The following is a 23,597-nucleotide window of genomic DNA, read 5'->3' on the forward strand; positions in this document are numbered from 1 at the left end:
GCAGTCGATTCGACTGCCCGCCCTCGGCTTTGTCCGCAAGCCCGGTCAGGACCCGCCCCGCCGGCCTCGCCCGATCCGGCGCAGCCCGGGCAGCCGGCGGACGGCCGCGACGGCCCGTCCGGTCCGGTCCCGGACGGCGTCCTGGACGGACAGCAGCCGGTCGGAGATCCGCCAGCGCAGCCGCGCCGCGGAGGCGGGCAGCAGGACCGCCCTGGCCCGGCCGCGCCGCCCGGCGGCGGCCCGCAGGCCCTCGGTGGCGGTCCGGACGTCCGGACCGAGCGGCAGCTCCGGGGCGGCCGCGCGGGCGTACAGCACCCGCTCGGTGGCCAGCGCCACCCGGCCGGCCGCCGCGGTGGCCGGGGCGTCCAGCCCGCCGGCCTCGGCGATCCGGTGCGCGGTGCCGCGCGGGGTGCGCGAGTCGTCCGGTGGGATGCCCAGGTCCCAGGCGGTGTCGATCAGTTCCTCCCAGGCGGCCAGCACCTGGTGGTCCGTCAGCTCGGGGGCGCCGGCCAGATGGCGGCCGGCCCCCAGTCGGCGGCGGCGTTGGCCGATCCGCCAGAGCATCGGGGTGGCCAGCAGGGCCAGTACCACCAGGACGGCCAGCAGCCCGGTCAGCGCGGGCCAGGAGAGCCACCAGGGCAGCGGCTCCTCGGGCTTGTACGCGACCGCGTTCTCGTCCGCGCAGGCGTCCTGGCGCTGCTGCTGCCCGGTGCAGGTGCTGCTGGCACTGGGGGCGGCGGAGGCACCGGGGTCGGCCGTGACGCTGGGCTGGGCGCTCGGGGCGGCGGTCGGCTGGGTGACCTTCTCCGAGGTGTAGCCGGGGCTGCTGCCCCGGGTGGGGGTCGGCTCGAAGCGCAGCCAGCCGGAGCCAGGGAAGTACAGCTCGGGCCAGGCGTGGTAGTCCTGGCTGCGCACGATGAAGGTGCTCTGGCCCTGGTCGGAGCCGGGGGCGAAGCCGATCGCGACCCGGGCCGGGATGCCCAGGGTGCGGGCCATCGCCGCCATGCTGGCGGCGAAGTGCACGCAGAAGCCGGTCTTGTTCTGCAGGAACTTGGTGATCGCCTCGTTGCCGGTGCCCGCGTCCACCTTGAGGCTGTACGTGAACTCCTTGGAGGTGAACCAGTTCTGCAGGGCCACCGCCTGGTCGTACGGGTTGTTCTTGCCCGCGACCACCCGGCGGGCGGTCTCGGCGACCACCGGCGGCAGGGTGTCGGGCAGGGCGGTGTACCGCTTCGCCAGATCGGCCTGGGCGGGCCCGGCGGCGCGCAGCTGGGACGCGCCGGGCTCGACCGCCAGGCTGGTCACGTCGTAGTTGACGCCGCCGCTCTTCTGGCCCCGGTCACCGACCACCGAGCGGGTGCTCGGCTCGTACCGCCAGTCGCCCTTGAGGCTGACCGACTGGGCCGGGTACGGCATCGGCAGCCACTCGGTGCTGAGCTTGTCGGAGATCCGGATGTTGGTGTCGAAGGTGTCGGCCGCGGTGTCCTGGCCGAGGCCCTGGACGGGCGGCATCGGGTTCGGGATCGGCTGCAGGTGCTGCTCGGAGAACTTCCACTGGACACCGTCGAAGCTGTCCAGGGCGCCGATCCGCAGGTACAGCTGGCTGCCCAGCGGGGAGTCGGTGCGGTAGCGGAGCATCTCCACGTTGTCCTGGCGGTTCAGATTGGCCGTCAGGGCCACCACCGGGTTGAGCGAGGTGACCTGTCGGCCCGACCCGTTGCCGGGGCCGTCGCCGCCCCGGTCGATCAGGCCGAGGTCCGTGTAGGGCACCAGCAGCGGCAGTGCCACGGCCGTCGCCAGGGCCAGCAGACCGATCCGGTGGCCGCTCTGCGAGATGCCGCCGGAGCCGTCCTGCGAGCTGCCGTGGAAGACCCGGCCCCAGCGGGACAGCCGGTCCTGGCCCTCGGCGTTGAGCAGCAGCAGGTAGCCCAGCGCGGCCAGCAGGAACCAGAGCCAGGCGGCGTCCGTGGCGCCGATGCCGGTGCCGACCGAGTACAGCGTGAGCAGCGGCAGCCCGGCCAGCGCGGCCTTGCGGAAGGTTACCGCGAGGGTGTCCACCAGGACGGCGATCAGGGTGACCGAGCCGACCAGGATCAGCGTGATGCCGGCCGAGTCGGGGGCCGGGATGGTGTACTGCTGGACGTCCTTCATCCCGGTGGAGATCAGGGTGCCGAGGGCGTCCAGCGCGCGCGGCCCCGGCAGCACCGAGTAGTCCATCGCGGACTGCACGGTCAGCAGGAGCAGCACGTAGAGGCTGACCAGCAGCTGGAGCGAGGCCTGCAGGGCGCGGGCGACCGAGAGCCTGCGCAGGGCGGCGCCGGCCGCGCCGACGGCCGCGATCATGACGAAGGCCTCGCCGATCCAGCCGCTCGGCCGCACCAGCGGGAGCAGACAGAACGTCACCAGCGAGGTGGCCAGCGCCGAGTAGAGCGTCAACTTCGCCCGGGTGGTCACGTGCGGGGCTCCTCGGGGCGGGTGGTGCGGAGGCCGGTCATGAGCCGGCCCCGCTCTGGTACGGGGCGGGGCCCGCGGTGCGCTCGGCCAGCCGCCAGAGGGCGGGGACGGAGTCGCCGGCCCGGGCGGGCAGGACGGTCCAGCCGGCCTCGCGCAGCCGCAGGATCTGGTCGGTGGCGTCCTGGTCGGGCGCGTCCGGCAGGATGTGCCGCAGCCCGGCCCAGGTGGCGGTGTCCAGCAGGATGGCGACGGCGCCGCCCGCCCGGCGGCGGAGCCGGCCGAGCCGGGCCACCTGCTCGTCGTCCAGCGAGCCGAGGACCGCCACGATGACGCCCTCGCCGCCGAGCCTGAGCACCTCCTCGGCGCGGCCGAGACCGCCGCCGTCGGACTGCTCGACCACGGCCAGGGTGTCCAGCAGCAGCCCGGCGGCCTCGCCGACCGAGGCGATCACGCCGCTCTCCGGGCCCGGCACGGCCAGGCCGGTGTCGGTGAGCAGCCTGGTCCGGTAGCCGCGCTCCATCAGGTGCACGCCGACCGAGGCCGCGCAGCTGACGGCCCATTCGAAGGAGGAGGCGGGGCCGCTGCCCCGGTGCCCGATCTCCCGGGTGTCCAGCAGGACGGTGGCGCGGGCCTTGAGCGGCTGCTCCTCCCGACGGACCATCAGCTCGCCGTACCTGGCGGTGGACTTCCAGTGCACCCGGCGCAGGTCGTCCCCGTGCCGGTACTCGCGCGGGATCACGTCGTCGTCCCCGGCCAGCGCCAGGGTGCGGGTGTTCGAGTCGCCGTGCCCGGACGCCTCGCCGGCCAGCCGGACCGCGGGCAGGCTCTGCACCTGCGGCACCACGGTCAGCACGTCGGAGGCGGCGAACGACCTGGTCAGCTCGCACATCCCGAACGGGTCGGCGACCCGGAGCTGGAGCGGCCCGAGCGGGTAGCGCCCGCGCAGGTCGGAGCGGACCCGGTAGGAGACCTCGCGGAAGCCGCGCGGCTCGACCCGGTCCAGCACGAAGCGCGGGCGCGGCCCGAGCACGTACGGGACCTTGTCCTCCAGCAGCAGCAGGCCGGTGGGCACCCGGGAGACGTTGTCGAGGCGCAGGTGCACCCGGGCCTCCTGCCCGGCCGCCACCCGGTACGGGCTGAGCCGGCGGCCGCCCGCGACCCGGTAGCGGGTGCGGACCAGCAGCACGGCGGCGGCCAGCGGGAGGGCGGCGAGCAGCACGCCGATCTGGAGCAGCGCGTCCTGCCCGAAGACGTAGGCGCAGAGCACGGCGGTGAAACCGGCGGCCAGGAAGGAACGGCCCCGGGTGGTCAGCCCGCGCAGGCCGGTGCGCAGGCCGGACGGACTGTCGGGCTGGGGCACCTCAGACCCGGCCCTGCGGACGCGGGATCGGCAGCCGGGCCACCAGGTCGGCGACGATCTGCTCGGTGGAGCGGCGGCTCAGCTGGGTCTCGGCGGTCGGGATCAGACGGTGGGCCAGCACCGGGACGGCGAGCGCCTGGATGTCGTCGGGGAGCACGTACTCGCGGCCGTCCAGGGCGGCGGCGGCGCGGGCGGCCCTGATCAGGTGCAGGGTGGCGCGCGGCGAGGCGCCGAGGCGCAGCTCCTGGTGGTGGCGGGTGGCGCCGACCAGCTCGACCGCGTAGCGGCGGACGGTGTCCGCGACGTGCACGGTGCGGACCACGTCGACCAGCTTGAGGATGTCGTGGGCGTGCGCGACCGGCGTGATGTCGTCCAGCGGGTTGGCCCCGCCGTGCACGTCCAGCATCGCCAGCTCGGCCTCGGCGCTCGGGTAGCCGATCGAGATCCGGGCCATGAAGCGGTCGCGCTGGGCTTCGGGCAGCGGGTAGGTGCCCTCCATCTCGACCGGGTTCTGGGTGGCGATCACCATGAACGGCGAGGGCAGCTCGTAGCTGGTGCCGTCGATGGTGACCTGGCGCTCCTCCATCGACTCCAGCAGCGCGGACTGGGTCTTCGGCGAGGCCCGGTTGATCTCGTCGCCGACCACGATCTGGGCGAAGATCGCGCCCGGCCGGAACTCGAAGTCCCGGCGGTTCTGGTCGAAGACGTTGGTGCCGGTCACGTCGGAGGGCAGCAGGTCGGGGGTGAACTGGATCCGGCGGACGGTGCAGTCCACCGACTTGGCGAGGGTCTTGGCCAGCATGGTCTTGCCGACGCCGGGGACGTCCTCCAGCAGCAAGTGGCCCTCGGCCAGCAGGACGGTCAGCGCGATCCGGACGGCCTCGGGCTTGCCCTCGATGACACTCTCCACCGAGGCCCGGATCCGCTCGGCCACCGCGCCGAGCTCATGCAGGCTCGAACTGCCCGCGCCGGTCTGTCCGTTGTAGGTCGTCACCCGATTGCTCCCATGCCCCGAAAACACCTGGCCGCCACACTGCCGGGTCGGCCCGCAGGCGCATTCTTCCCTGTCAGGCGGCCAGTCGTCACCCGCCCGGGCGACACGCGGCACACTGTCCCGGTTCGTCCGGTGGACGCCGGGCGGGGCGTTTCGGTTCCCGTTCGGCATTCCGATGGTGTCCGAACAGCGGAACGGGCCCGGACGGCGCTGGCCGGGCCCGACGGGCGGAGCGTCGGATCAGTGGATCTCGCGGAGCAGACCGGTGTGCACGTCGAAGACGAATCCGCGCACGTCGTCGCGGTGCGGGATGAACGGGGAGGTGCGGACCCGCTGCATCGACTGCCGGACGTCGCCGTCCAGGTCCACGAAGGACTCCACCGCCCAGGTCGGCCGCTGGCCGACCTCCTGCTCGAGCTCCCGGCGGAAGTCCTCGGTCAGCCCGAGCAGGCCGCAGCCGGTGTGGTGGATCAGCGCGATCGAGCGGGTGCCCAGGGCGCGCTGGCTGATGGTCAGCGAGCGGATGGTGTCGTCGGTGACGACCCCGCCGGCGTTCCGGATCAGGTGGGCGTCGCCGAGCTCCAGGCCGAGCGCGGCGAACAGGTCGAGCCGGGCGTCCATACAGGCCACCACGGTGACCTTCTGGACCGGCCGGGCGTCCATCCCGCCGTCACGGAAGGTGACGGCGTAGGCGCGGTTGGCCTCGACGAAACGGTCGATGATGGCGGGTTCGGCAGCGGCGGTCGGCGTGGGCCGGTCGGGGGTCACTGTCATGCGGAAGACGGTAATGGGATTTCGGCTCCCGTGGTGGGGTGGAGGGCACTGGTTGTGGCCGGTGTGACGGAGCGCATAGCCACCGGCCGCCCCGCCCGTCTGGTTCGCCCCACTCTGTCCCGGCGCACGCGGAGCCCAGTGCGCGGTACCGCCGAGTGGGCGACGGGCCTGCCCGAACCGTCCCGACCTGCGGTGATTCATGACTCCAGCCGGGTGGTGCGCCGTCGCGGACGATTGACTGCGCGGACCCGGGCGGTAGAGTTCGGCGCAGTGGAGCACGGACCGTACGGTCCGTCAACTCCCCTGCCGGGCACGGCCGTACGCAGCCCGCGGCCTCCTCCCGCTCCGTGCCACCTGGCGCACCTTCCCCGGTGCCGGGCGGTCACTCCTTCCCCAGGCGAGCGGGCGGGGACCACGGGCGGCGTACGGCGGGAGCGGCCCGATGGACCAGAATGGTCCACATGAGCACCGACAGCCCGGCCCCCAAGCACGTCCCGGTGATGCTCCAGCGCTGTGTCGACGCGCTGGCCCCGGCGATCACCGCCCCTGGTTCGGTGGTGGTGGACGCCACGCTGGGCCTCGGCGGGCACAGTGAGGCGCTGCTCACCCAGTTCCCCGAGATCCGGCTGGTCGCGGTGGACCGCGACCCGGCCGCGCTGAAGCTCTCCGGCGAGCGGCTGGCCAGGTTCGGCGACCGGGCCACCCTGGTGCACGCGGTCTACGACGAGATCCCGCAGGTGCTGGCCGACCTCGGGATCCCGAAGGCGCAGGGCATCCTGTTCGACCTCGGGGTCTCCTCGATGCAGCTGGACGAGGCCGAGCGGGGCTTCGCGTACGCCCAGGACGCGCCGCTGGACATGCGGATGGACCAGACCCGGGGCCTGAGCGCGGCCGAGGTGCTGAACACCTACACGCACGGCCAGCTCGCCCGGATCCTCAAGGTCTACGGCGAGGAGCGGTTCGCCGGGAAGATCGCCTCGGTGATCCTGCGCGAGCGCGAGAAGGAACCGTTCAGCAACAGCGCGCGTCTGGTCGATTTGGTGCGCAACGCCATCCCGGCCGCCACCCGGCGCACCGGCGGCAACCCGGCCAAGCGGACCTTCCAGGCGCTCCGGATCGAGGTCAACGGCGAGCTGGAGGTGCTGGACCGGGCCATCCCCGGCGCGCTGGACTCGCTCGCGCTGGGCGGCCGGATCGTGGTGATGTCCTACCAGTCGCTGGAGGACCGCCTGGTGAAGCAGTACTTCGCCGCGGCGGCCACCAACACCGCACCGCCCGGCCTGCCGATCATCCCGGAGGAGCACCAGCCCTGGCTGAAGCTGCTCACCCGCGGTGCCGAGCTGGCCACCGAGCAGGAGATCGAGGAGAACCGGCGCGCCGCGCCCGTACGGCTGCGCGTGGCGGAGAGGATCAGGGAGCCCCGCGGTCAGTAGGACCGGCGGGGGAGCGAGGACGGGCGAGGGAGAGACGCGGTGCCGGTGGCCGGTGGTGGCCTGACGGGTCGGAGCCAGCGGGAGCGCGGCGCGCTCCCCGGCCAGGGCGGGAGGGCGAGGATCACGGTACGGCCGGGCCGCGGGTCCTCCCGGGGCCGGACGCCGTTCGCGGTCCTGGTGGTGGCGCTGCTCTCGGGCGGGCTGTTCGGGCTGCTGATGCTGAACACCGCGCTGAATGAGGGCTCCTTCGAGCTCAGCCGGCTGGAGCGGCAGTCCACCGAGCTGACCGACCTTCAGCAGACCCTGCAGGCCCAGATCGACCAGCAGTCCGGGCCGGACGCGCTGGAGCGCAGGCTCCGCGAGCTGGGCATGGTGCCCGGCGGCGACCCGGCCTTCCTGGAGGCCGCCGACGGTTCGGTCAAGGGCAAGCCCGCCGAGGCCAAGGACAGCCCGCCGGTCAAGCGCTCGGCCGAGGAGCTCTGGCCGCAGCCCAGCCCGAGCGCCCAGTCCGCGCCGCCCGCTCAGCCGGGCGGTGACCCCGGCGTCCAGATCAACCCGGCCCCGCCCGCCGCTCCGTCAGCTCCCGCCCCGTCCGCCGGAGGTACGCCGCGATGAGTACGCCCCGTCAGCCCCCGCGCGGCGGCCCAGGGCCGCGCCGTCCGGCCCGGCCGCAGAGCGGCCGACCGCAACCGGGGCGGCCGTCCCGCCCGGTCGACCGGCCGCGCGCCCCGCGCCAGCGCACCGGCGAGCCGGTCCGCCGACCCGCCCAGCGCCGCCCCCGTCCAGGACCGCCGCCGGTGCGCACCATCAAGCTCGGCGACCAGCGCCGCCGGCTGCGGCTGGTCACCGTCGCGCTGGCGCTGGTGTTCTCGGTCTTCGCGGGCCGGCTGATCCAGCTCCAGCTGCTCGACTCCGACGCGCTGGCCGCCTCCGCCGGGGCGAACAACTACCAGGAGGCCATCCTCTCCGCCGACCGGGGCTCGATAACGTCCTCCGACGGCGTCGCGCTGGCCACCACGGTGGACGCGTACGACATCACCGGCGACCCCTCGCTGTACCCGGCCGAGAAGTCCTTCGTGCCGGATGCGCCGGAGCAGGCGGCCGCGCTGCTGGCCCCGATCCTGAACCGGAGCAAGGAGCAGCTCACCGCCGCGCTGCGCACCCCGAAGACCAAGTGGGTGATGCTGGCGCCCCGGCAGAGCCCGGAGACCAAGAAGCAGATCACCGACCTGAAGGCGACGCTGGCCAAGCAGGCCGACACCGCCGCCTGCCGGGCCCAGCGCAAGCTGGTCGGCAAGCCCGCCGACCAGGGCGGCCGGCAGTACGTGGACAACGTCTGCGCCAACCCGCTGGTCGGGATCATCAACCAGGACAGCAAGCGCCGGGTCTACCCGGCGGGCGGCCTGGCGGCCAACCTGCTCGGCTACGTGAACGTGGACGGGATCGGCACCGGCGGCCTGGAGAAGCAGTTCCAGGAGGAGCTCGCGGGCAAGCCGGGCCGGAGCACGTACGCCCAGGTGAACGGCCGGATGGTGCCGACCGCGGGCGGCAGCCAGCAGTCCCCGGTGGAGGGCACCGACCTGCGGCTGACGATCAACCGGGACATCCAGTGGGCGGCCCAGCGGGCGATCACCGACCAGGTGGCCAACGCCGGGGCGGAGAAGGGCTACGTGATCGTCCAGGACGTGAAGACCGGTCAGATCCTGGCGATGGCCGCCTCCCCGGGCTTCAACCCGAACGACCTGAGCAAGGCCAAGCCCGAGCAGCTCGGCAACGCGGCGGTCGGCGACGCCTTCGAGCCAGGATCGACCGCGAAGCTGATGACCATGGCGGCGGTGCTGGACACCGGGACGGCCGCCTGGGACACCCACGTCACGGTGCCCAACACGCTGCAGCGCTCGGACCGGGTCTTCCACGACGACATCGACCACCCGACCTGGTACCTGACCCTGGCGGGCGTGCTGGCCAAGTCCTCCAACATCGGCACCATCCTGGCCGCCGAGCAGCTGGCGAAGAGTCAGCCCGAGGCCAACAAGGTGCTGTCCGACTACCTCGGCCGGTTCGGCATCGGCAAGCCCACCGGCCTCGGCTTCCCCGGCGAGACCAAGGGCATCCTGGCCAAGCCGGAGGACTGGAACGGCTCGCAGCAGTACACCATCCCGTTCGGCCAGGGCCTGTCGGTGAACGCGCTGCAGGCCGCCTCGGTGTTCTCCACCATCGCCAACGGGGGCGTCCGGGTGACGCCCAGCCTGCTGGCGGGCACCACCGGACCGGACGGCCGGTTCGTGCCGGCCGCGCCGGGCCAGGAGACCCGGGTGGTGAAGCCGGAGACCGCGAAGACCCTGACCGAGATGCTGGAGTCGGTGGTCTCGGACGAGCAGGGCACCGGAGCCAAGGCCAAGATCGAGGGCTACCGGGTGGCCGGGAAGACCGGCACGGCCAACCGGGTGGACCCGAAGACCGGCAAGTACAACGGCTACACCGCCTCCTTCATCGGCTTCGCCCCGGCCGAGCAGCCCCGGGTCACCGTCTCCTGCGTGATCCAGGACCCGAAGAACGGTCACTTCGGCGGCCAGCTCTGCGGGCCGGTGTTCAAGCAGGTGATGGAGTTCACCCTGAAGACCCTGCGCGTCGCCCCCAGCGGCAGCGAGGCGCCCAACCTCCCCGTCGACTGGAAGCCCTGATGAACAGCCAGCCCCCCGCTCAGCCCGTACCCGGTGCCAGTTCGCGTGGCGGTTCCGGGGAGATTCCGGACGGGTCCGGTGCAGATGCCGGGTCAGGGGCCGCGTTTGGCTCATCGGGGGGTGTGGCGGATAGCCTTCCGGCCGTGCCGAAACCCGATCAAATCTCCGCGAGCCCGCCCCGGCCCACCGGCGTGCGCCCCACCCCGCTGGCCGAGGTGGCCCGTCTGCTCGGCTTGCCGCCGGTCGAGGGGGCGCCGGTCAGCGGCGTCACCCACGACTCCCGGGCGGTCCGGCCCGGCGACGTGTACGTCGCGTTCCCCGGGGCCAACCACCACGGCGCCAAGTTCGCCGCGCAGGCGGTGCGGCAGGGCGCGGTCGCGGTGCTGACCGACCGGGACGGCGCCGCCCAGGCCGTCGACTGCGGCGCGCCGCTGCTGGTGGTGGCGAGCCCGCGGGCCCGGATGGGCGAGCTGGCCGCCGAGGTCTACGGCCGCCCCAGCGCGGGCCTGCGGATGATCGGTCTGACCGGCACCAACGGGAAGACCACCACCGCGTACCTGGTCGAGGGCGGCCTCAAGGGCGCGGGCCTCACCCCCGGCGTGATCGGCACCGTGGAGATGCGGGTCGGCACCGACCGGATCAAGAGCGAGCGGACCACCCCCGAGTCCACCGATCTGCACGCGATCCTCGCGGTGATGCGCGAGCGCGGGGCCGAGGCCGTGGTGATGGAGGTCTCCAGCCACGCGCTCAGCTACGGCCGGGTGGACGGCGTGGTCTACGACGTCGCGCTGTTCAACAACCTGACGCCGGAGCACCTGGACTTCCACCCGGACATGGAGGACTACTTCCGGGCCAAGGCCAGGCTGTTCCAGCCGGACAAGGCCAGGCTCGGGGTGGTCAACCTGGACGACGCGTACGGCCGCCGGCTGCTCGCCGAGGCGCCGATCCCGATGACCGGCTTCTCCGCCAAGGGCGACCCGGCCGCGCAGTGGCGGGCGCTGGACGTGCAGCTCGGGCCGCTCGGCTCGACCTTCACCGTGGTCGGACCTGACGGGCAGTCGGCCGAGGCGAGCGTGCCGCTGCCGGGTCCGTTCAACGTGGCCAACGCGCTCGGCGCGATCACCGCGCTGGTCACCGCCGGGGTCGAGCTGGAGCAGGCGGTGGCCGGGCTGGCCGCCGTCCCCGGCGTGCCGGGCCGGCTGGAGCGGGTGGACGCCGGGCAGCCGTACGTGGCCGTGGTCGACTACGCGCACAAGCCGGACGCCCTGCAGGCCGTCCTGGAGTCGCTGCGCGAGGTCACCAAGGGCCGGCTGCACGTGGTGGTCGGCTGCGGCGGTGACCGGGACCCGTACAAGCGCGGACCGATGGGCGCGATCGCCGCCCGGCTGGCCGACACCGCGGTGCTGACCAGCGACAACCCGCGCTCCGAGGACGCCCTGGCGATCCTCGCCACCATGCTGACCGGCGCCACCGAGGTGCCGGAGGCCGAGCGCGGCGAGGTGCTGGTGGTGCCGGACCGGGCCGAGGCGATCGCCGACGCCGTGAAGCACGCGCACGCCGGGGACACCGTGCTGGTCGCGGGCAAGGGCCATGAGTTGGGCCAGTACGTCCGGGGTGAGGTCCGCCCCTTCGACGACCGGCAGGTACTGCGCGAGGCCATCGAGCACCGTGTTGGCAGTCGAGGAGTGGAGCAGCCGTGATCGCACTGACCCTTGCCGAGGTGGCCGAGGCCGTCGGCGGCACCCTGCACAACGCCGACCCGGCGACCGTGGTCACCGGCTCGGTGGAGCACGACTCGCGGAAGGTGGCGGCGGGCGGCCTGTACGTGGCCATCGTCGGAGAGCGGGTGGACGGACACGACTTCGCCGGGCAGGCGCTGGCCGCCGGGGCGGTCGCCGTGCTGGCGACCCGTCAGCTGGACGTGCCCACCGTGCTGGTGGACGACGTGCAGACCGCGCTCGGGCAGCTGGCCCGGGCCGTGGTCCGGCGCTCCGACGCCGAGGTGGTGGCGCTCACCGGCTCGGCCGGCAAGACCAGCACCAAGGACCTGATCGCCCAACTGCTGGCCAGGCGTGGGGAGACGGTCTTCCCGCCCGGCTCGATGAACAACGAGATCGGCCACCCGATGACCGCGCTGCGGGTCGAGCCGAGCACGAAGCACCTGGTGATGGAGATGGGCGCCCGGCACAAGGGCGACATCGCGTACCTGGCCGAGATCACCCCGCCCACCGTCGGCGTGGTGCTCAACATCGGCACCGCGCACGTCGGCGAGTTCGGCTCCAAGGCCGGGATCGCCGAGGCCAAGGGCGAGTTGGTGGAGGCGCTGACCAGCGACGGGATCGCGATCCTGAACGCCGACGACCCGCTGGTGCGGGCGATGGCCTCGCGCACCAAGGCCCGGGTGCTGTACTTCGGCGAGAGCCCGGGCGCCGACGTCCGGGCCACCGGAGTTCGCCTGGACGACGCCGGACGGCCACAGTTCACACTCACCACCCCGGCCGGTTCCGCACCGGTACGGCTGCGCCTGTACGGTGAGCACCACGTTTCGAACGCCCTCGCCGCCGCCGCGGTGGCGGTGGCGCTCGGTATGTCCGTCGATGACACCGCCGCCGCGCTCGGCGAGGCGGAAGCGCTGTCCCGCTGGCGCATGGAGGTCGTCGAACGGGCCGACGGCGTCACCGTGGTCAACGACGCCTACAACGCGAACCCGGAGTCCATGCGGGCCGCGCTGCGGGCGCTGGTGTCGATGGGGGGCCGGGGCCCGGAGCGCCGTCGCACCTTCGCGGTGCTCGGTGAGATGCGGGAGCTCGGCGAGGACAGCCTCACCGAGCACGACGCCATCGGGCGGCTCGCGGTCCGACTGGACGTCACCAGGCTGGTGGCGGTCGGCGGACGCGACGCGGCCTGTATGGAACTGGGCGCGAGGAACGAAGGTTCGTGGGGTGAGGAGTCGGTGCTGGTGTCCGACGCGGACGCGGCGGTCGAGCTGCTGCGGGGTCAGCTGCGGCCAGGGGACGTGGTGTTGGTGAAGGCGTCCCGTTCGGTTGGTCTGGAGCGCGTGGCCGAGGCCCTGCTGGCTGATGGAGCCGCGAAGTGAAGCAGATTCTCTTCTCCGGGATGATCGGCCTGGTGCTATCGCTGCTCGGCACCCCGGCGCTGATCCGGCTGCTGGCCAAGCACGGCTACGGCCAGATGATCCGCGACGACGGCCCGAAGGCGCACGCCAGCAAGCGCGGTACGCCCACCATGGGTGGCATCGCCTTCATCCTGGCCACCCTGATCGCCTACGCCGCGACCAAGGTGATAACGGGCGAGAAGCCCACCGCCTCGGGTCTGTTGGTGCTCTTCCTGACCACCGGCCTGGGCCTGGTCGGCTTCCTGGACGACTACATCAAGGTGGTCAAGCAGCGCTCCCTCGGCCTGCGGGCCAAGGCCAAGCTGCTCGGCCAGTCGCTGGTCGGTCTGACCTTCGCGATCCTGTCGCTCCAGTTCAAGGACGAGGCCGGGCGCACCCCGGCCTCCACCAGCCTCTCCTTCGTCCAGGACTTCAGCTGGTCGATCGGGCCCGTGCTGTTCGTGATCTGGGCGTACTTCATGATCGCCGCGATGTCGAACGGCGTGAACCTCACCGACGGCCTGGACGGCCTGGCCACCGGCGCCTCGGTGATGGTCTTCGGCGCCTACGTCTTCATCGGCGTCTGGCAGTACGGCCAGACCTGCGCCGCGATGGTCACCGCCACCTCGACCTGTTACGACGTCAGGGACCCGCTGGACCTGGCGGTGGTCGCCTCGGCGCTGATGGGCTCCTGCTTCGGCTTCCTGTGGTGGAACACCTCGCCCGCCAAGATCTTCATGGGCGACACCGGCTCGCTCGCGCTGGGCGGCGCGCTGGCCGGTCTGGCGATCTGCTCGCAGACCGAGCTGCTGCTCGCGCTGCTCGGCGGCCTCTTCGTGATCATCACGCTGTCGGTGATCATCCAGGTCGGTTCGTTCCGGATGACCGGCAAGCGGGTCTTCAAGATGGCGCCGCTCCAGCACCACTTCGAGCTCAAGGGCTGGAGCGAAGTGCTGATCGTGGTCCGGTTCTGGATCATCCAGGGCCTGTGCGTCGCGGTCGGCCTCGGCCTGTTCTACGCGGGCTGGGTGACCGGATGACCGCCGTCGACTTCAAGGACCTGCCGGTCGTCGTCGCGGGCCTGGGCATCTCCGGCATCTCGGCCGCCCGGGTGCTCCGTGACCTCGGCGCGCGGGTCACCGTGGTGGACGGCGGCGACGGCGAGGGCCTGCGGGCCCGGGCCGCCTCGCTCGGCGCGGACCTCACCGTCCGGCTCGGCGACGGCGACACGCTGCCCGAGGGCACCCGACTGATCGTCACCTCGCCCGGCTGGCCGCCGAACAGCCCGCTGTTCCTGGCCGCCGAGCAGGCCGGGGTACCGGTCTGGGGCGACGTCGAACTCGCCTGGCAGCTCCGCAGGCCGCTGCCGGAGACCGGCGAGCCGGCCCCCTGGCTGGCCGTCACCGGCACCAACGGCAAGACCACCACCGTCCAGATGCTCGCCTCGATCCTGACCGCGGCCGGCAGGCGCACCGCCGCCGTCGGCAACGTCGGCGTCTCGGTGCTGGACGCGGTGCTCGCCGAGCAGCCGTACGAGGTGCTCGCGGTCGAGCTCTCCAGCTACCAGCTGCACTGGGCGCCCTCGCTGCGCCCGCACTCGGCCGCCGTGCTCAACCTGGCGCCGGACCACCTGGACTGGCACGGCTCGATGGCGGCGTACGCCGCCGACAAGGGCCGGATCTACCAGGGCAACCAGGTCGCCTGCGTGTACAACCTGGCCGACCCGGCCACCGAGGAGCTGGTCATCGAGGCCGACGTCGAGGAGGGCTGCCGGGCGATCGGCTTCGGCCTCGGCGCCCCCGGCCTGTCCCAGTTCGGCGTGGTGGACGGCCTGTTGGTGGACCGCGCGTTCGTCCCGGACCGGCAGAAGAACGCCGCCGAGATCGGCGCGGTCGAGGACGTCAACCCGCCGGCCCCGCACAACATCGCCAACGCCCTGGCGGCGGCGGCGCTGGCCCGGGCGTACGGGGTGGACACCAAGGCCGTCCGGGAGGGCCTGCGGGCCTTCCGCCCGGACGCGCACCGGATCGCCGAGGTCGCGGTGGTCGGCGAGGTCACGTACATCGACGACTCCAAGGCCACCAACACCCATGCCGCGGCGGCCTCGTTGGCCGCGTACGAGCCGGTGGTCTGGATCGCCGGCGGCCTGGCCAAGGGCGCGACCTTCGACGAGCTGGTGCGGGGCGCGGCGAAGCGGCTGCGGGCCGCCGTGCTGATCGGCGCCGACCGGGCGCTGATCAAGGAGGCGCTGGCGCGACACGCCCCGGATGTTCCGGTGATCGAGGCCGCCCAGGGTGAGACTGGCGCGGTGGCGATGACCGAGGTGGTCCGCGCGGCCGCCGGACTCGCCCGACCGGGCGACACCGTCCTGCTGGCCCCGGCCTGTGCCTCGATGGACATGTTCACCAACTACGGCCAGCGCGGCGACTTCTTCGCCGAGGCGGTCCGGGCGCTTCAGGACTGAGAAGGACGAGGGGGGAGCTGTGTGATGGCCGGTCAGGGAACGGCTGGGCCGGAGCGCAGCTCCTCCAAGTTCCAGGTGATCTCGGCGAGTACCGCCACCTTCAAGGCGGCCGATCCGGTCACCAGGCTGCGGGCGTTCCGGGGCCGGGTCCGGTATCTGCTGGACCGTCCGCTGACGCCCTATTACCTGATCCTCGGCGCCGTGCTGCTGCTGCTGGTGCTCGGCCTCGGGATGGTCTTCTCCTCCTCGCAGATCCTGGCCAAGCGCTGGGAACTGCCGATGACCTTCTTCTTCCGCAAGCAGTTGATCGCCGTGCTGCTCGGGCTCGGCCTGATGGTGCTGTTCGCCCGGACGCCGCTCCGGTTGATGCGGGCGATGGTCTACCCGGTGCTGTTCGGTGTGCTCGGCGCCCTGGTGCTGGTCGCCGTGCCGGGCATCGGCACCAACGTCGGCGGCAACCAGAACTGGCTGGATCTGGGCTCCTTCCAGATCCAGCCGTCCGAGTTCGCCAAGCTGGCGCTGGTGCTCTGGGCGGCCGACCTGCTGGCCCGCAAGCAGAAGACCAGGACCCTGGACCAGTGGAAGCACCTGCTGGTGCCGCTGGTGCCGGGCACCCTGCTGCTGGTGCTGCTGATCATGATCGGCGGCGACATGGGCACCACGATGATCCTGATCGCGATGCTGTTCGGCCTGCTCTGGCTGGTCGGCGCCCCGCTCCGGCTGTTCGCCGCGACCATGGGCATCGCGGTGGTGGCCTGTACGGCGCTGATCATCACGGTTCCGCACCGGCTGGACCGGCTGGCCTGCATCGGCGTCACCAAGCCGGACCCGAACGTCAACTGCTTCCAGGCCCTGCACGGCCTCTACGCCTTCGCGGCGGGCGGCCCGTTCGGCTCCGGCTTCGGCGCGGGCGTCGAGAAATGGGGCCAACTTCCGGAGGCGCACACCGACTTCATCTTCGCCGCACTGGGCGAGGAACTGGGTCTGGTGGGGACGCTGTCGGTGCTCGGCCTCTTCGCGGCACTAGGCTACGCGGGTATCCGCGTGGCCAGCAGTACGAAGGACCCCTTCGTCAGGTACGCCGCGGGAGCTGCCACCACCTGGATCATGGCGCAGGCCATGGTCAACCTGGGGTCGGCGCTGGGACTTCTGCCGATCGCGGGCGTCCCGCTCCCGCTGTTCTCCTACGGGGGGTCGGCGATGCTGTCGGCCATGTCCGCCGTCGGGGTGCTGCTGTGCTTCGCACGCAGCTCGCCGGGGGCGAAGGCGGCGCTTGCCGCACGGAGCTCCAACAGCCGGTTCAGATCTGTCCTGATCCGGGTGCTGCCACGACGAACCACAGCGCGCCAGGCTGCGAAGCCGAAGCGCAGGGAGCGGTGAATTTCGGTGCATGTCGTACTCGCAGGCGGCGGAACCGCCGGGCACATCGAGCCGGCCATGGCGCTCGCGGACGCGCTCCGCAGGCACGACCCGTCCATCGGGATCACCGCCCTCGGCACCGAGCGGGGTCTGGAGACCCGGCTGGTGCCCGAGCGCGGCTACCAGCTGGAGCTGATCCCGGCCGTGCCGCTGCCCCGTAAGCCCACCCCGGAACTGATCACGGTGCCGGGCCGGCTGCGCGGCACCGTCCGGGCCGCCCAGGAGATCATCGAGCGGGTCAAGGCGGACGCCGTGGTCGGCTTCGGCGGCTACGTCGCGATGCCGGCCTACCTGGCCGCCAAGCGCGCCGGGGTGCCGATCGTGGTGCACGAGGCGAACGCCCGTCCCGGCCTGGCCAACAAGATCGGCGCGCGCTACAGCGACTTCGTCGCGGTCTCCACGCCCGACTCCAAGCTGCGCGACTCCCGGTACATCGGCATCCCGCTGCGCCGGACCATCGCCACCCTGGACCGGAACGCGGTCCGCCCGGAGGCCCGGCACTACTTCGGGCTCGACCAGCGGCTGCCCACCCTGCTGGTCTCCGGCGGCTCGCAGGGCGCCCGGCGGCTGAACGAGGTCGTGCAGGCCATCGCGCCCCGGCTCCAGCAGTACGGCGTGCAGATCCTGCACGCGGTCGGGCCGAAGAACGAGCTGCCGGTGATCGACGACATCCCCGGGATGCCGCCGTACCGCGCGGTGCCGTACGTGGACCGGATGGACCTCGCGTACGCCGCCGCCGACCTGATGCTCTGCCGGGCCGGCGCGATGACGGTGGCCGAGCTGGCCGCGGTCGGCCTGCCCGCCGCCTTCGTGCCGCTGCCGATCGGCAACGGCGAGCAGCGGCTGAACGCCCAGCCGATGGTCAAGGCGGGCGGCGGCCTGCTGGTGGACGACGCCGAGCTGACCCCGGACTGGGTGCTGCAGAACGTGCTGCCGGTGCTCACCAGCCCGCAGAAGCTGTGGGACATGAGCCGGGCCGCGGCCGAGTTCGGCCGCCGGGACGCCGACGACCTGCTGGTCGGGATGGTGTACGAGGCGATCGAGGCGGCCAGAGGTGGTCGCCGCCGTGGCTGAGACGCCCGTCCTCACTGATCCCCTGGAGGACGAGGAGGAGGCCGAGGAGGAGTACGCTCCCCGGCTCCGGCTCTCCCGGCGGGGGATCGTGGTGCTGAGCGCGCTCGGGGCACTGCTCCTGGGCGCGCTCGGCTGGCTGGTGTTCTTCTCCTCGGTGCTGGACGTCCGGGTGGTCGCCGTCCAGGGGCTGACCGGTGACAAGTTGACGGCGCACCAGGTCCGCGAGGTGCTGGGCGGCGGGCAGCACGGCCCGCTGGCCCGGGTCGACCTGGCCGAGGCCGAGCGGCGGGTGGCCGAGCTGCCCCGGGTCGCCAAGGTCGAGGTCTGGCGCGGCTGGCCGCACACCCTGCGGATCAAGGTGGTCGAGCGGCGCCCGGTGGCGGCGGTGAGGACTGAGGACGGGAAGTTCACCCAGGTGGATTCGGCCGGCTTCGGGTTCGCCACCGAGGACGCGCCGCCGGCCGGGGTGCCGGTGGTGGAGCTGGCACTCAGTCAGCAGGCGAACGACGCCCTCGCGGTGTTCGGCAAGCCGGAGCTGGTGCGGGCCGCGGTGACGGTGGCGGCGGGGCTGCCGCCGGAGGTGGCCAAGCTGGCCGGGGCGGTCCGGGTGCACAGCTACGACGACATCCAACTGCAGCTCGCCGACGGGGCGGTGGTGCGCTGGGGGAGTGCGGAGCGCACCGCGCGCAAGGCCCAGGTACTGGCCGCGCTGCTGCCCCGGAAAGCGAAGATCTACGACGTGAGTGCGCCCGAGGCGCCCGGTATCGGGGGATGATGGCCCGGCGATTCCGGAAGATCCGGTAAGTTCTCTTCCCGAGGGCGGTGTTGACGGAGTAACGGCTCCGCCCCGAATCTAGGTGGTCACCCCGGTTTCACCGGGTGATGGATGATCACATAGGCTCAAAAGAAAAACGGGAAGCTCGGCGTGTTCGTTGAACACAGATGAGTTGCCACCTAGTGTCCTGTGTCACCAGGCTGTGTCCCACGGTGATGTGACGCAGGCACAGCCACAACCCTAAAGGTCAAGTTTAGGGTTCGGGTCGGTGGTCGGAATTTCGGACATACAGTCAGGAAATACCCGGGCTCCCCACCCATCGACATCCGTCGGCCCTCACAAACGGGGGGAAGCCGACCCGGAATCTCGAGGCGAGAGGCCTTCGACGTGGCAGCACCGCAGAACTACCTCGCAGTCATCAAGGTCGTCGGTATCGGCGGCGGTGGTGTCAACGCCATCAACCGGATGATCGAGGTCGGTCTCAAGGGCGTCGAGTTCATCGCGATCAACACCGATGCGCAGGCCCTCCTGATGAGCGACGCCGACGTCAAGCTCGACGTGGGCCGTGAACTCACCCGGGGCCTCGGCGCCGGGGCCAACCCCGAGGTCGGCCGGAAGGCCGCCGAGGACCACCGCGAGGAGATCGAGGAGGTCCTCAAGGGGGCCGACATGGTCTTCGTGACGGCCGGCGAGGGCGGCGGCACCGGCACCGGTGGCGCCCCCGTGGTGGCGAACATCGCCCGCTCGCTCGGCGCGCTCACCATCGGCGTGGTCACCCGGCCGTTCACCTTCGAGGGCCGCCGTCGGGCGAACCAGGCCGAGGACGGCATCGCCGGGCTGCGCGAGGAGGTCGACACCCTCATCGTGATCCCGAACGACCGGCTGCTCTCCATCTCCGACCGCCAGGTCAGCGTGCTGGACGCGTTCCGCTCCGCCGACCAGGTGCTGCTCTCGGGCGTGCAGGGCATCACCGACCTGATCACCACCCCCGGTCTGATCAACCTCGACTTCGCCGACGTCAAGTCGGTCATGTCGGACGCCGGTTCGGCCCTGATGGGGATCGGCTCGGCACGCGGCGAGGACCGGGCCAAGGCGGCCGCCATCATGGCGATCTCCTCCCCGCTGCTCGAGGCGTCCATCGACGGCGCCCGCGGCGTGCTGCTCTCCATCTCCGGCGGCTCCGACCTCGGTCTCTTCGAGATCAACGAGTCGGCCCAGCTGGTCAGCGAGGCGGCGCACCCCGAGGCGAACATCATCTTCGGCGCGGTGATCGACGACGCGCTCGGCGACGAGGTCCGGGTCACCGTGATCGCGGCCGGGTTCGACGGCGGCCAGCCGCCCGCCATCGTGCGCGACCCGGTGGTCAAGTCCACCCCGGCCGCCGGTGGTTCGACCCCGGAGCGCCCGGCGGGCCGCCCGTCCTACGGCAGCATCGGTTCGGTGACGGACCGTCCGAAGGACGCCGAGCAGGGCACCACCACCACGGCCCCGCCGGTCCCCCCGCAGGTGCAGCCGGTCCGGCAGCCACTGCTGGAGAGCCCGGCCGAGGAGCTCGACGTACCGGACTTCCTGAAGTAACCGACGGCACCGATGCCCACCGTGCCCCGTACCGATACGGGGAACACGGTGGGCATCGTGCGGTCCGGGGTGCGATCATCTGCTGTGTTTCAGGCCGGAGGGCTCAGGCGAGCTGTGTGGGGCGACTGTGACTGACTTGTACGGACCGGAGCCGGGTGGCCCGGAGTTCCTGGCGGGGCTGACCGAGGGTCAGCGGGCCAGGTACGAGGAGCTGGGCGCCAACCTCGAAGTGGTGGAGCGCCGGATCGCGGACGCCTGTGCGGCGGCCGGACGGGCCAGGGACGAGGTCAGGCTGGTGGTGGTCACCAAGACCTACCCGGCCGAGGACACCGCCCTGCTGGCCGCCCTGGGGGTCACCGACGTGGCGGAGAACCGCGACCAGGACGCGGCCCCCAAGGCCGAGCTCTGCCGCGAACTGCCGCTGGACTGGCACTTCGTGGGCCAGCTGCAGACCAACAAGGTCCGCTCGGTGGTCCGCTACGCCAACCACGTGCACTCGGTGGACCGGCTCCGGCTGGTCCAGTCGCTGGCCGCCGCGGTGGCCAACGCCGGGCGCCCGCCGCTGGGTTGCCTGGTCCAGGTGGCACTCGACAAGGAGGCCGGCGAGGGCGAGGGCCGGGCCGGAGCGGCCCCCGGCGAGGTCGCCGCACTGGCCGACGCGATCGCCGACACGCCCGGGCTGCGACTGTCCGGTGTGATGACCGTCGCTCCGCTGGCCGGCCCGCTGGCGGGCGATCCGGCGAAGGCCTTCGAGCGGCTGGCGGAAATCGCAACTGCCCTACGGTCGAGCCATCCTGCTGCCACGATGGTCTCGGCGGGTATGAGCGGGGACCTGGAGCAGGCGGTGGCCGCCGGAGCGACACATGTGCGCGTCGGTACGGCGGTGCTCGGAGTGCGGTCGACGCTCCGGTAACGTCACCGGGTAGTAGATCAGACTGCAGGACAAAACAGGACAGAACCTAGCAGCTGGCTACAGCGCTAGTGAACCGTGGATCGATCGCAAACCCGCAGCCACTCCCACTCTATGACGGAGCGTCGGGTGGTGTGCGGAATCCCGCAGGCGAAGGCCGCCGGTGACGATCCACCACAGAGCGGAGGAGACAGGAGCATGGCCGGCGCAATGCGCAAGATGGCGGTCTACCTCGGCCTCGTGGAGGACGAGACGTACGACGGCCAGGGTTACGACCCCGACGACGACTACGACACGGACCCCGAGCCGATCCGAACCGGACGGACCGAGGGCCTGGAGCGCCCCGCCGCGGCACCCGCCGCGCCGGCGCCGGTCGCCCACATCGCGCCTCAGCCCGTCCCGGCCGCCGTGCCGATCCGGCAGGAGCAGCCGCGGATGGCCCCAGTGTCGTCCATCACACCCGACCGCCGCCAAAACCTGGAGAAGAGCACCCCGGTGATCATGCCCAAGGTCGTCAACGAACGAGAGCCCTACCGCATCACCACGCTGCACCCGAGGACCTACAACGAGGCCCGTACGATCGGGGAACAGTTCCGTGGCGGCACCCCGGTGATCATGAATTTGACCGAGATGGACGACACGGATGCGAAGCGGCTCGTAGACTTCGCCGCTGGACTCGTCTTCGGTCTGCACGGCAGTATCGAGCGAGTGACACAGAAGGTGTTCCTGCTGTCGCCTGCTAACGTCGATGTAACGGCGGAGGACAAGGCTCGGATCGCCGAGGGTGGGTTCTTCAACCAGAGCTGACCCGACCACGACTTCTCGGTGGATCTCGTGGCAGTGGTACGTGACTGACGGATCGTCCGGTATGCCGGATTTGAACAGGGAGACGCGATGGGGATCGTGCGGGGAGTGCTCTTCTATGCGCTGAGCGCTTTCCTGTTGGTCCTGCTCTTCCGTCTGGTCATGGACTGGGTCTTCCAGTTCGCCCGCTCGTGGCGTCCCGGGAAGGCCATGGTCGTGGTGCTGGAGGCCACGTACACTGTCACCGATCCGCCGCTCAAGCTTCTTCGGCGATTCATCCCGCCGTTGCGTTTCGGGGGCGTGGCGCTCGACCTGTCCTTCTTCGTACTGATGATCATTGTGTTTGTCCTGAGATCGCTCGTGCTGACTCTGCCGTCTTGAGCGCTGCGACAGGATGCCGGTGTGCCGACGATCACGTTGAGGTGAAGAGATGTCACTGTCCCCCGAGGACGTTCGGAACAAGCAGTTCACGACCGTCCGGCTGCGTGAAGGCTATGACGAGGACGAGGTCGATGCCTTCCTCGACGAGGTCGAAGCTGAGCTGACCCGCCTGCTCCGCGAGAACGAGGACCTGCGGGCCAAGCTCGCCGCGGCCACTCGTGCCGCCGCGCAGAACCAGGCCAACATGCGCAAGGAGCAGCAGCCGCAGGACGCCCGCCAGGGCGGTCCCGTCCCCGCTGCCATATCCGGCCCGCCGGTGCCCGGCCAGGGTCAGATGCAGCAGGGCCCCAACCAGCAGCAGCAGATGCAGCAGATGGGCAACCAGCCGCTGGGCCTGCCGTCCGGTGCGCCGCAGCTCCCCTCCGGTCAGGGCGGCCCGATGGGCCAGCCCAACCAGCAGCAGCAGCTGCAGCCGATGGGCCAGCAGCAGATGCAGCAGCCGATGGGTCAGCAGCAGATGGGCCAGACCATGGGCGGCCAGCAGCAGCTGGTGCAGCCGATGGGTGGTCAGATGCTGCAGCCGATGGGTCAGCAGCAGATGGGCCAGACCATGGGCGGCCAGCAGCTGCAGCCGATGGGCGGCCCGATGGGCCAGCAGCTCGGCGGCCCGATGGGTGCCCCGATGCAGCAGCAGGCTCCCGGTGGCGACAGCGCCGCCCGGGTGCTCGCGCTCGCCCAGCAGACCGCCGACCAGGCGATCTCCGAGGCCCGTTCCGAGGCCAACAAGATCGTCGGCGAGGCGCGCAGCCGGGCCGAGGGCCTGGAGCGGGACGCCCGCGCCAAGGCCGACGCCCTGGAGCGGGACGCGCAGGAGAAGCACCGGGTCGCGATGGGCTCGCTGGAGTCCGCCCGCGCCACCCTGGAGCGCAAGGTCGAGGACCTGCGTGCCTTCGAGCGTGAGTACCGCACCCGCCTGAAGTCCTACCTGGAGACCCAGCTGCGCCAGCTGGAGTCGCAGGCGGACGACTCGCTCGCCCCGCCGCGGATCCCGGCCACCGCCTCGCTGCCGCCGGCCGGTGCCTCGGCCATGAGCAGCCAGCCGTCCTTCGGCGGCCAGTCCTCCTTCACCGGTGCGGGCCAGCCGTCCTTCGGCGGCCAGTCCTCCTTCGGTGGCGGCAACGGTCAGCCCTCCTTCGGCGGCCAGCCGAACGGTGCCCCCAGCGGCGCCGCACAGATGGCCCCCGCCGGGATGACCCAGCCGATGGCGGCCGTCCGGCCGCAGCCCCCGCAGCCGATGCAGCAGGCGCCCGCTCCGATGCGCGGCTTCCTGATCGACGAGGACGGCGACAACTAAAGCGGTAACCATCGAGGGCGCCCC

The 23,597-nt window shown here is 72.0% G+C and carries 19 protein-coding genes; 15 read left to right on the forward strand and 4 right to left on the reverse strand.

All coding sequences use genetic code 11. The features are described from left to right. Positions 1 to 45: 45 nt before the first annotated feature. From F4556_RS27750 to F4556_RS27765, 4 genes are all read right to left on the reverse strand, one after another. Positions 46 to 2,454 (reverse strand): transglutaminase TgpA family protein, encoded by a 2,409-nt coding sequence (locus F4556_RS27750; RefSeq protein WP_184920737.1) that lies wholly within the window; start codon positions 2,452 to 2,454, stop codon positions 46 to 48. A gap of 37 nt (positions 2,455 to 2,491) precedes the next feature. After that, positions 2,492 to 3,814 carry a DUF58 domain-containing protein gene (locus F4556_RS27755; RefSeq protein WP_313068712.1) on the reverse strand — a complete coding sequence of 441 codons (1,323 nt, stop codon included), beginning with the start codon at positions 3,812 to 3,814 and terminating at the stop codon, positions 2,492 to 2,494. A 1-nt stretch (position 3,815) separates the two neighbouring features. Beyond that, positions 3,816 to 4,808, reverse strand: a complete 993-nt coding sequence (locus F4556_RS27760; RefSeq protein WP_184920740.1) for an AAA family ATPase — start codon at positions 4,806 to 4,808, stop codon at positions 3,816 to 3,818. 240 nt (positions 4,809 to 5,048) lie between these two features. Beyond that, the gene (locus tag F4556_RS27765) at positions 5,049 to 5,582 is read right to left on the reverse strand and encodes a beta-class carbonic anhydrase (protein WP_184920742.1); all 534 of its coding nucleotides are present in this window, start codon (positions 5,580 to 5,582) and stop codon (positions 5,049 to 5,051) included. Positions 5,583 to 6,043: 461 nt separating this feature from the next. Between F4556_RS27765 and rsmH the strand changes: the two genes are divergently transcribed. From rsmH to F4556_RS27840, 15 genes are all read left to right on the forward strand, one after another. Next, positions 6,044 to 7,015: a 16S rRNA (cytosine(1402)-N(4))-methyltransferase RsmH gene (gene rsmH / locus F4556_RS27770; RefSeq protein WP_184920744.1), complete on the forward strand. Its 972-nt coding sequence runs from the start codon at positions 6,044 to 6,046 to the stop codon at positions 7,013 to 7,015. A 39-nt stretch (positions 7,016 to 7,054) separates the two neighbouring features. Next, the gene (gene ftsL, locus F4556_RS27775) at positions 7,055 to 7,630 is read left to right on the forward strand and encodes a cell division protein FtsL (protein ID WP_313068714.1); all 576 of its coding nucleotides are present in this window, start codon (positions 7,055 to 7,057) and stop codon (positions 7,628 to 7,630) included. Next, the gene (locus F4556_RS27780) at positions 7,627 to 9,699 is read left to right on the forward strand and encodes a peptidoglycan D,D-transpeptidase FtsI family protein (RefSeq protein WP_184920746.1); all 2,073 of its coding nucleotides are present in this window, start codon (positions 7,627 to 7,629) and stop codon (positions 9,697 to 9,699) included. Before ftsL ends, F4556_RS27780 begins: the two co-directional genes overlap by 4 nt. 143 nt (positions 9,700 to 9,842) lie before the next feature. Further along, positions 9,843 to 11,399 carry a UDP-N-acetylmuramoyl-L-alanyl-D-glutamate--2,6-diaminopimelate ligase gene (locus tag F4556_RS27785; RefSeq protein ID WP_313068715.1) on the forward strand — a complete coding sequence of 519 codons (1,557 nt, stop codon included), beginning with the start codon at positions 9,843 to 9,845 and terminating at the stop codon, positions 11,397 to 11,399. Next, positions 11,396 to 12,796, forward strand: a complete 1,401-nt coding sequence (locus F4556_RS27790) for a UDP-N-acetylmuramoyl-tripeptide--D-alanyl-D-alanine ligase (protein ID WP_184920750.1) — start codon at positions 11,396 to 11,398, stop codon at positions 12,794 to 12,796. Before F4556_RS27785 ends, F4556_RS27790 begins: the two co-directional genes overlap by 4 nt. Next, complete coding sequence (mraY, locus tag F4556_RS27795) at positions 12,793 to 13,854, forward strand: phospho-N-acetylmuramoyl-pentapeptide-transferase (RefSeq protein ID WP_184920752.1); 1,062 nt, start codon at positions 12,793 to 12,795, stop codon at positions 13,852 to 13,854. The genes F4556_RS27790 and mraY overlap by 4 nt, the downstream gene beginning before the upstream one ends. After that, positions 13,851 to 15,278 carry a UDP-N-acetylmuramoyl-L-alanine--D-glutamate ligase gene (gene murD / locus F4556_RS27800; RefSeq protein WP_184920754.1) on the forward strand — a complete coding sequence of 476 codons (1,428 nt, stop codon included), beginning with the start codon at positions 13,851 to 13,853 and terminating at the stop codon, positions 15,276 to 15,278. Before mraY ends, murD begins: the two co-directional genes overlap by 4 nt. 24 nt (positions 15,279 to 15,302) lie before the next feature. Continuing rightward, entirely contained in the window at positions 15,303 to 16,658 is a 1,356-nt protein-coding gene (gene ftsW, locus F4556_RS27805; protein WP_184920756.1) for a putative lipid II flippase FtsW, read from the forward strand. Between the two features lie 6 nt (positions 16,659 to 16,664). Beyond that, positions 16,665 to 17,771 (forward strand): undecaprenyldiphospho-muramoylpentapeptide beta-N-acetylglucosaminyltransferase, encoded by a 1,107-nt coding sequence (gene murG, locus F4556_RS27810; RefSeq protein ID WP_184920758.1) that lies wholly within the window; start codon positions 16,665 to 16,667, stop codon positions 17,769 to 17,771. Then, positions 17,764 to 18,546, forward strand: coding sequence for a cell division protein FtsQ/DivIB (locus tag F4556_RS27815; protein WP_184920760.1), 783 nt, complete (start codon positions 17,764 to 17,766; stop codon positions 18,544 to 18,546). The genes murG and F4556_RS27815 overlap by 8 nt, the downstream gene beginning before the upstream one ends. Before the next feature lie 387 nt (positions 18,547 to 18,933). Continuing rightward, positions 18,934 to 20,124, forward strand: coding sequence for a cell division protein FtsZ (gene ftsZ / locus F4556_RS27820; protein ID WP_184920762.1), 1,191 nt, complete (start codon positions 18,934 to 18,936; stop codon positions 20,122 to 20,124). A 169-nt stretch (positions 20,125 to 20,293) separates the two neighbouring features. Next, positions 20,294 to 21,037, forward strand: a complete 744-nt coding sequence (locus tag F4556_RS27825; protein ID WP_376775805.1) for a YggS family pyridoxal phosphate-dependent enzyme — start codon at positions 20,294 to 20,296, stop codon at positions 21,035 to 21,037. Between the two features lie 195 nt (positions 21,038 to 21,232). Further along, positions 21,233 to 21,841, forward strand: a complete 609-nt coding sequence (locus F4556_RS27830; protein WP_057233070.1) for a cell division protein SepF — start codon at positions 21,233 to 21,235, stop codon at positions 21,839 to 21,841. Positions 21,842 to 21,928: 87 nt separating this feature from the next. Continuing rightward, a complete protein-coding gene (locus tag F4556_RS27835) occupies positions 21,929 to 22,219 on the forward strand; it encodes a YggT family protein (protein ID WP_057233071.1) in 291 nt (96 codons plus the stop codon). A gap of 49 nt (positions 22,220 to 22,268) precedes the next feature. Beyond that, positions 22,269 to 23,573: a DivIVA domain-containing protein gene (locus F4556_RS27840; protein ID WP_184920764.1), complete on the forward strand. Its 1,305-nt coding sequence runs from the start codon at positions 22,269 to 22,271 to the stop codon at positions 23,571 to 23,573. Positions 23,574 to 23,597: the final 24 nt, after the last annotated feature.

The sequence above is a fragment of the Kitasatospora gansuensis genome (assembly GCF_014203705.1).
GTDB classification, from domain to species: domain Bacteria; phylum Actinomycetota; class Actinomycetes; order Streptomycetales; family Streptomycetaceae; genus Kitasatospora; species Kitasatospora gansuensis.

Coding starts and splice junctions, on each gene's coding strand:
- F4556_RS27835 (WP_057233071.1), top strand. CDS start 21,929: ATGGGGATCGTGCGGGGAGTGCTCTTCTATGCGCTGAGCGCTTTCCTG.
- rsmH (WP_184920744.1), top strand. CDS start 6,044: ATGAGCACCGACAGCCCGGCCCCCAAGCACGTCCCGGTGATGCTCCAG.
- F4556_RS27830 (WP_057233070.1), top strand. CDS start 21,233: ATGGCCGGCGCAATGCGCAAGATGGCGGTCTACCTCGGCCTCGTGGAG.
- F4556_RS27765 (WP_184920742.1), bottom strand. CDS start 5,582: ATGACAGTGACCCCCGACCGGCCCACGCCGACCGCCGCTGCCGAACCC.
- F4556_RS27840 (WP_184920764.1), top strand. CDS start 22,269: ATGTCACTGTCCCCCGAGGACGTTCGGAACAAGCAGTTCACGACCGTC.
- F4556_RS27780 (WP_184920746.1), top strand. CDS start 7,627: ATGAGTACGCCCCGTCAGCCCCCGCGCGGCGGCCCAGGGCCGCGCCGT.
- murD (WP_184920754.1), top strand. CDS start 13,851: ATGACCGCCGTCGACTTCAAGGACCTGCCGGTCGTCGTCGCGGGCCTG.
- ftsW (WP_184920756.1), top strand. CDS start 15,303: ATGGCCGGTCAGGGAACGGCTGGGCCGGAGCGCAGCTCCTCCAAGTTC.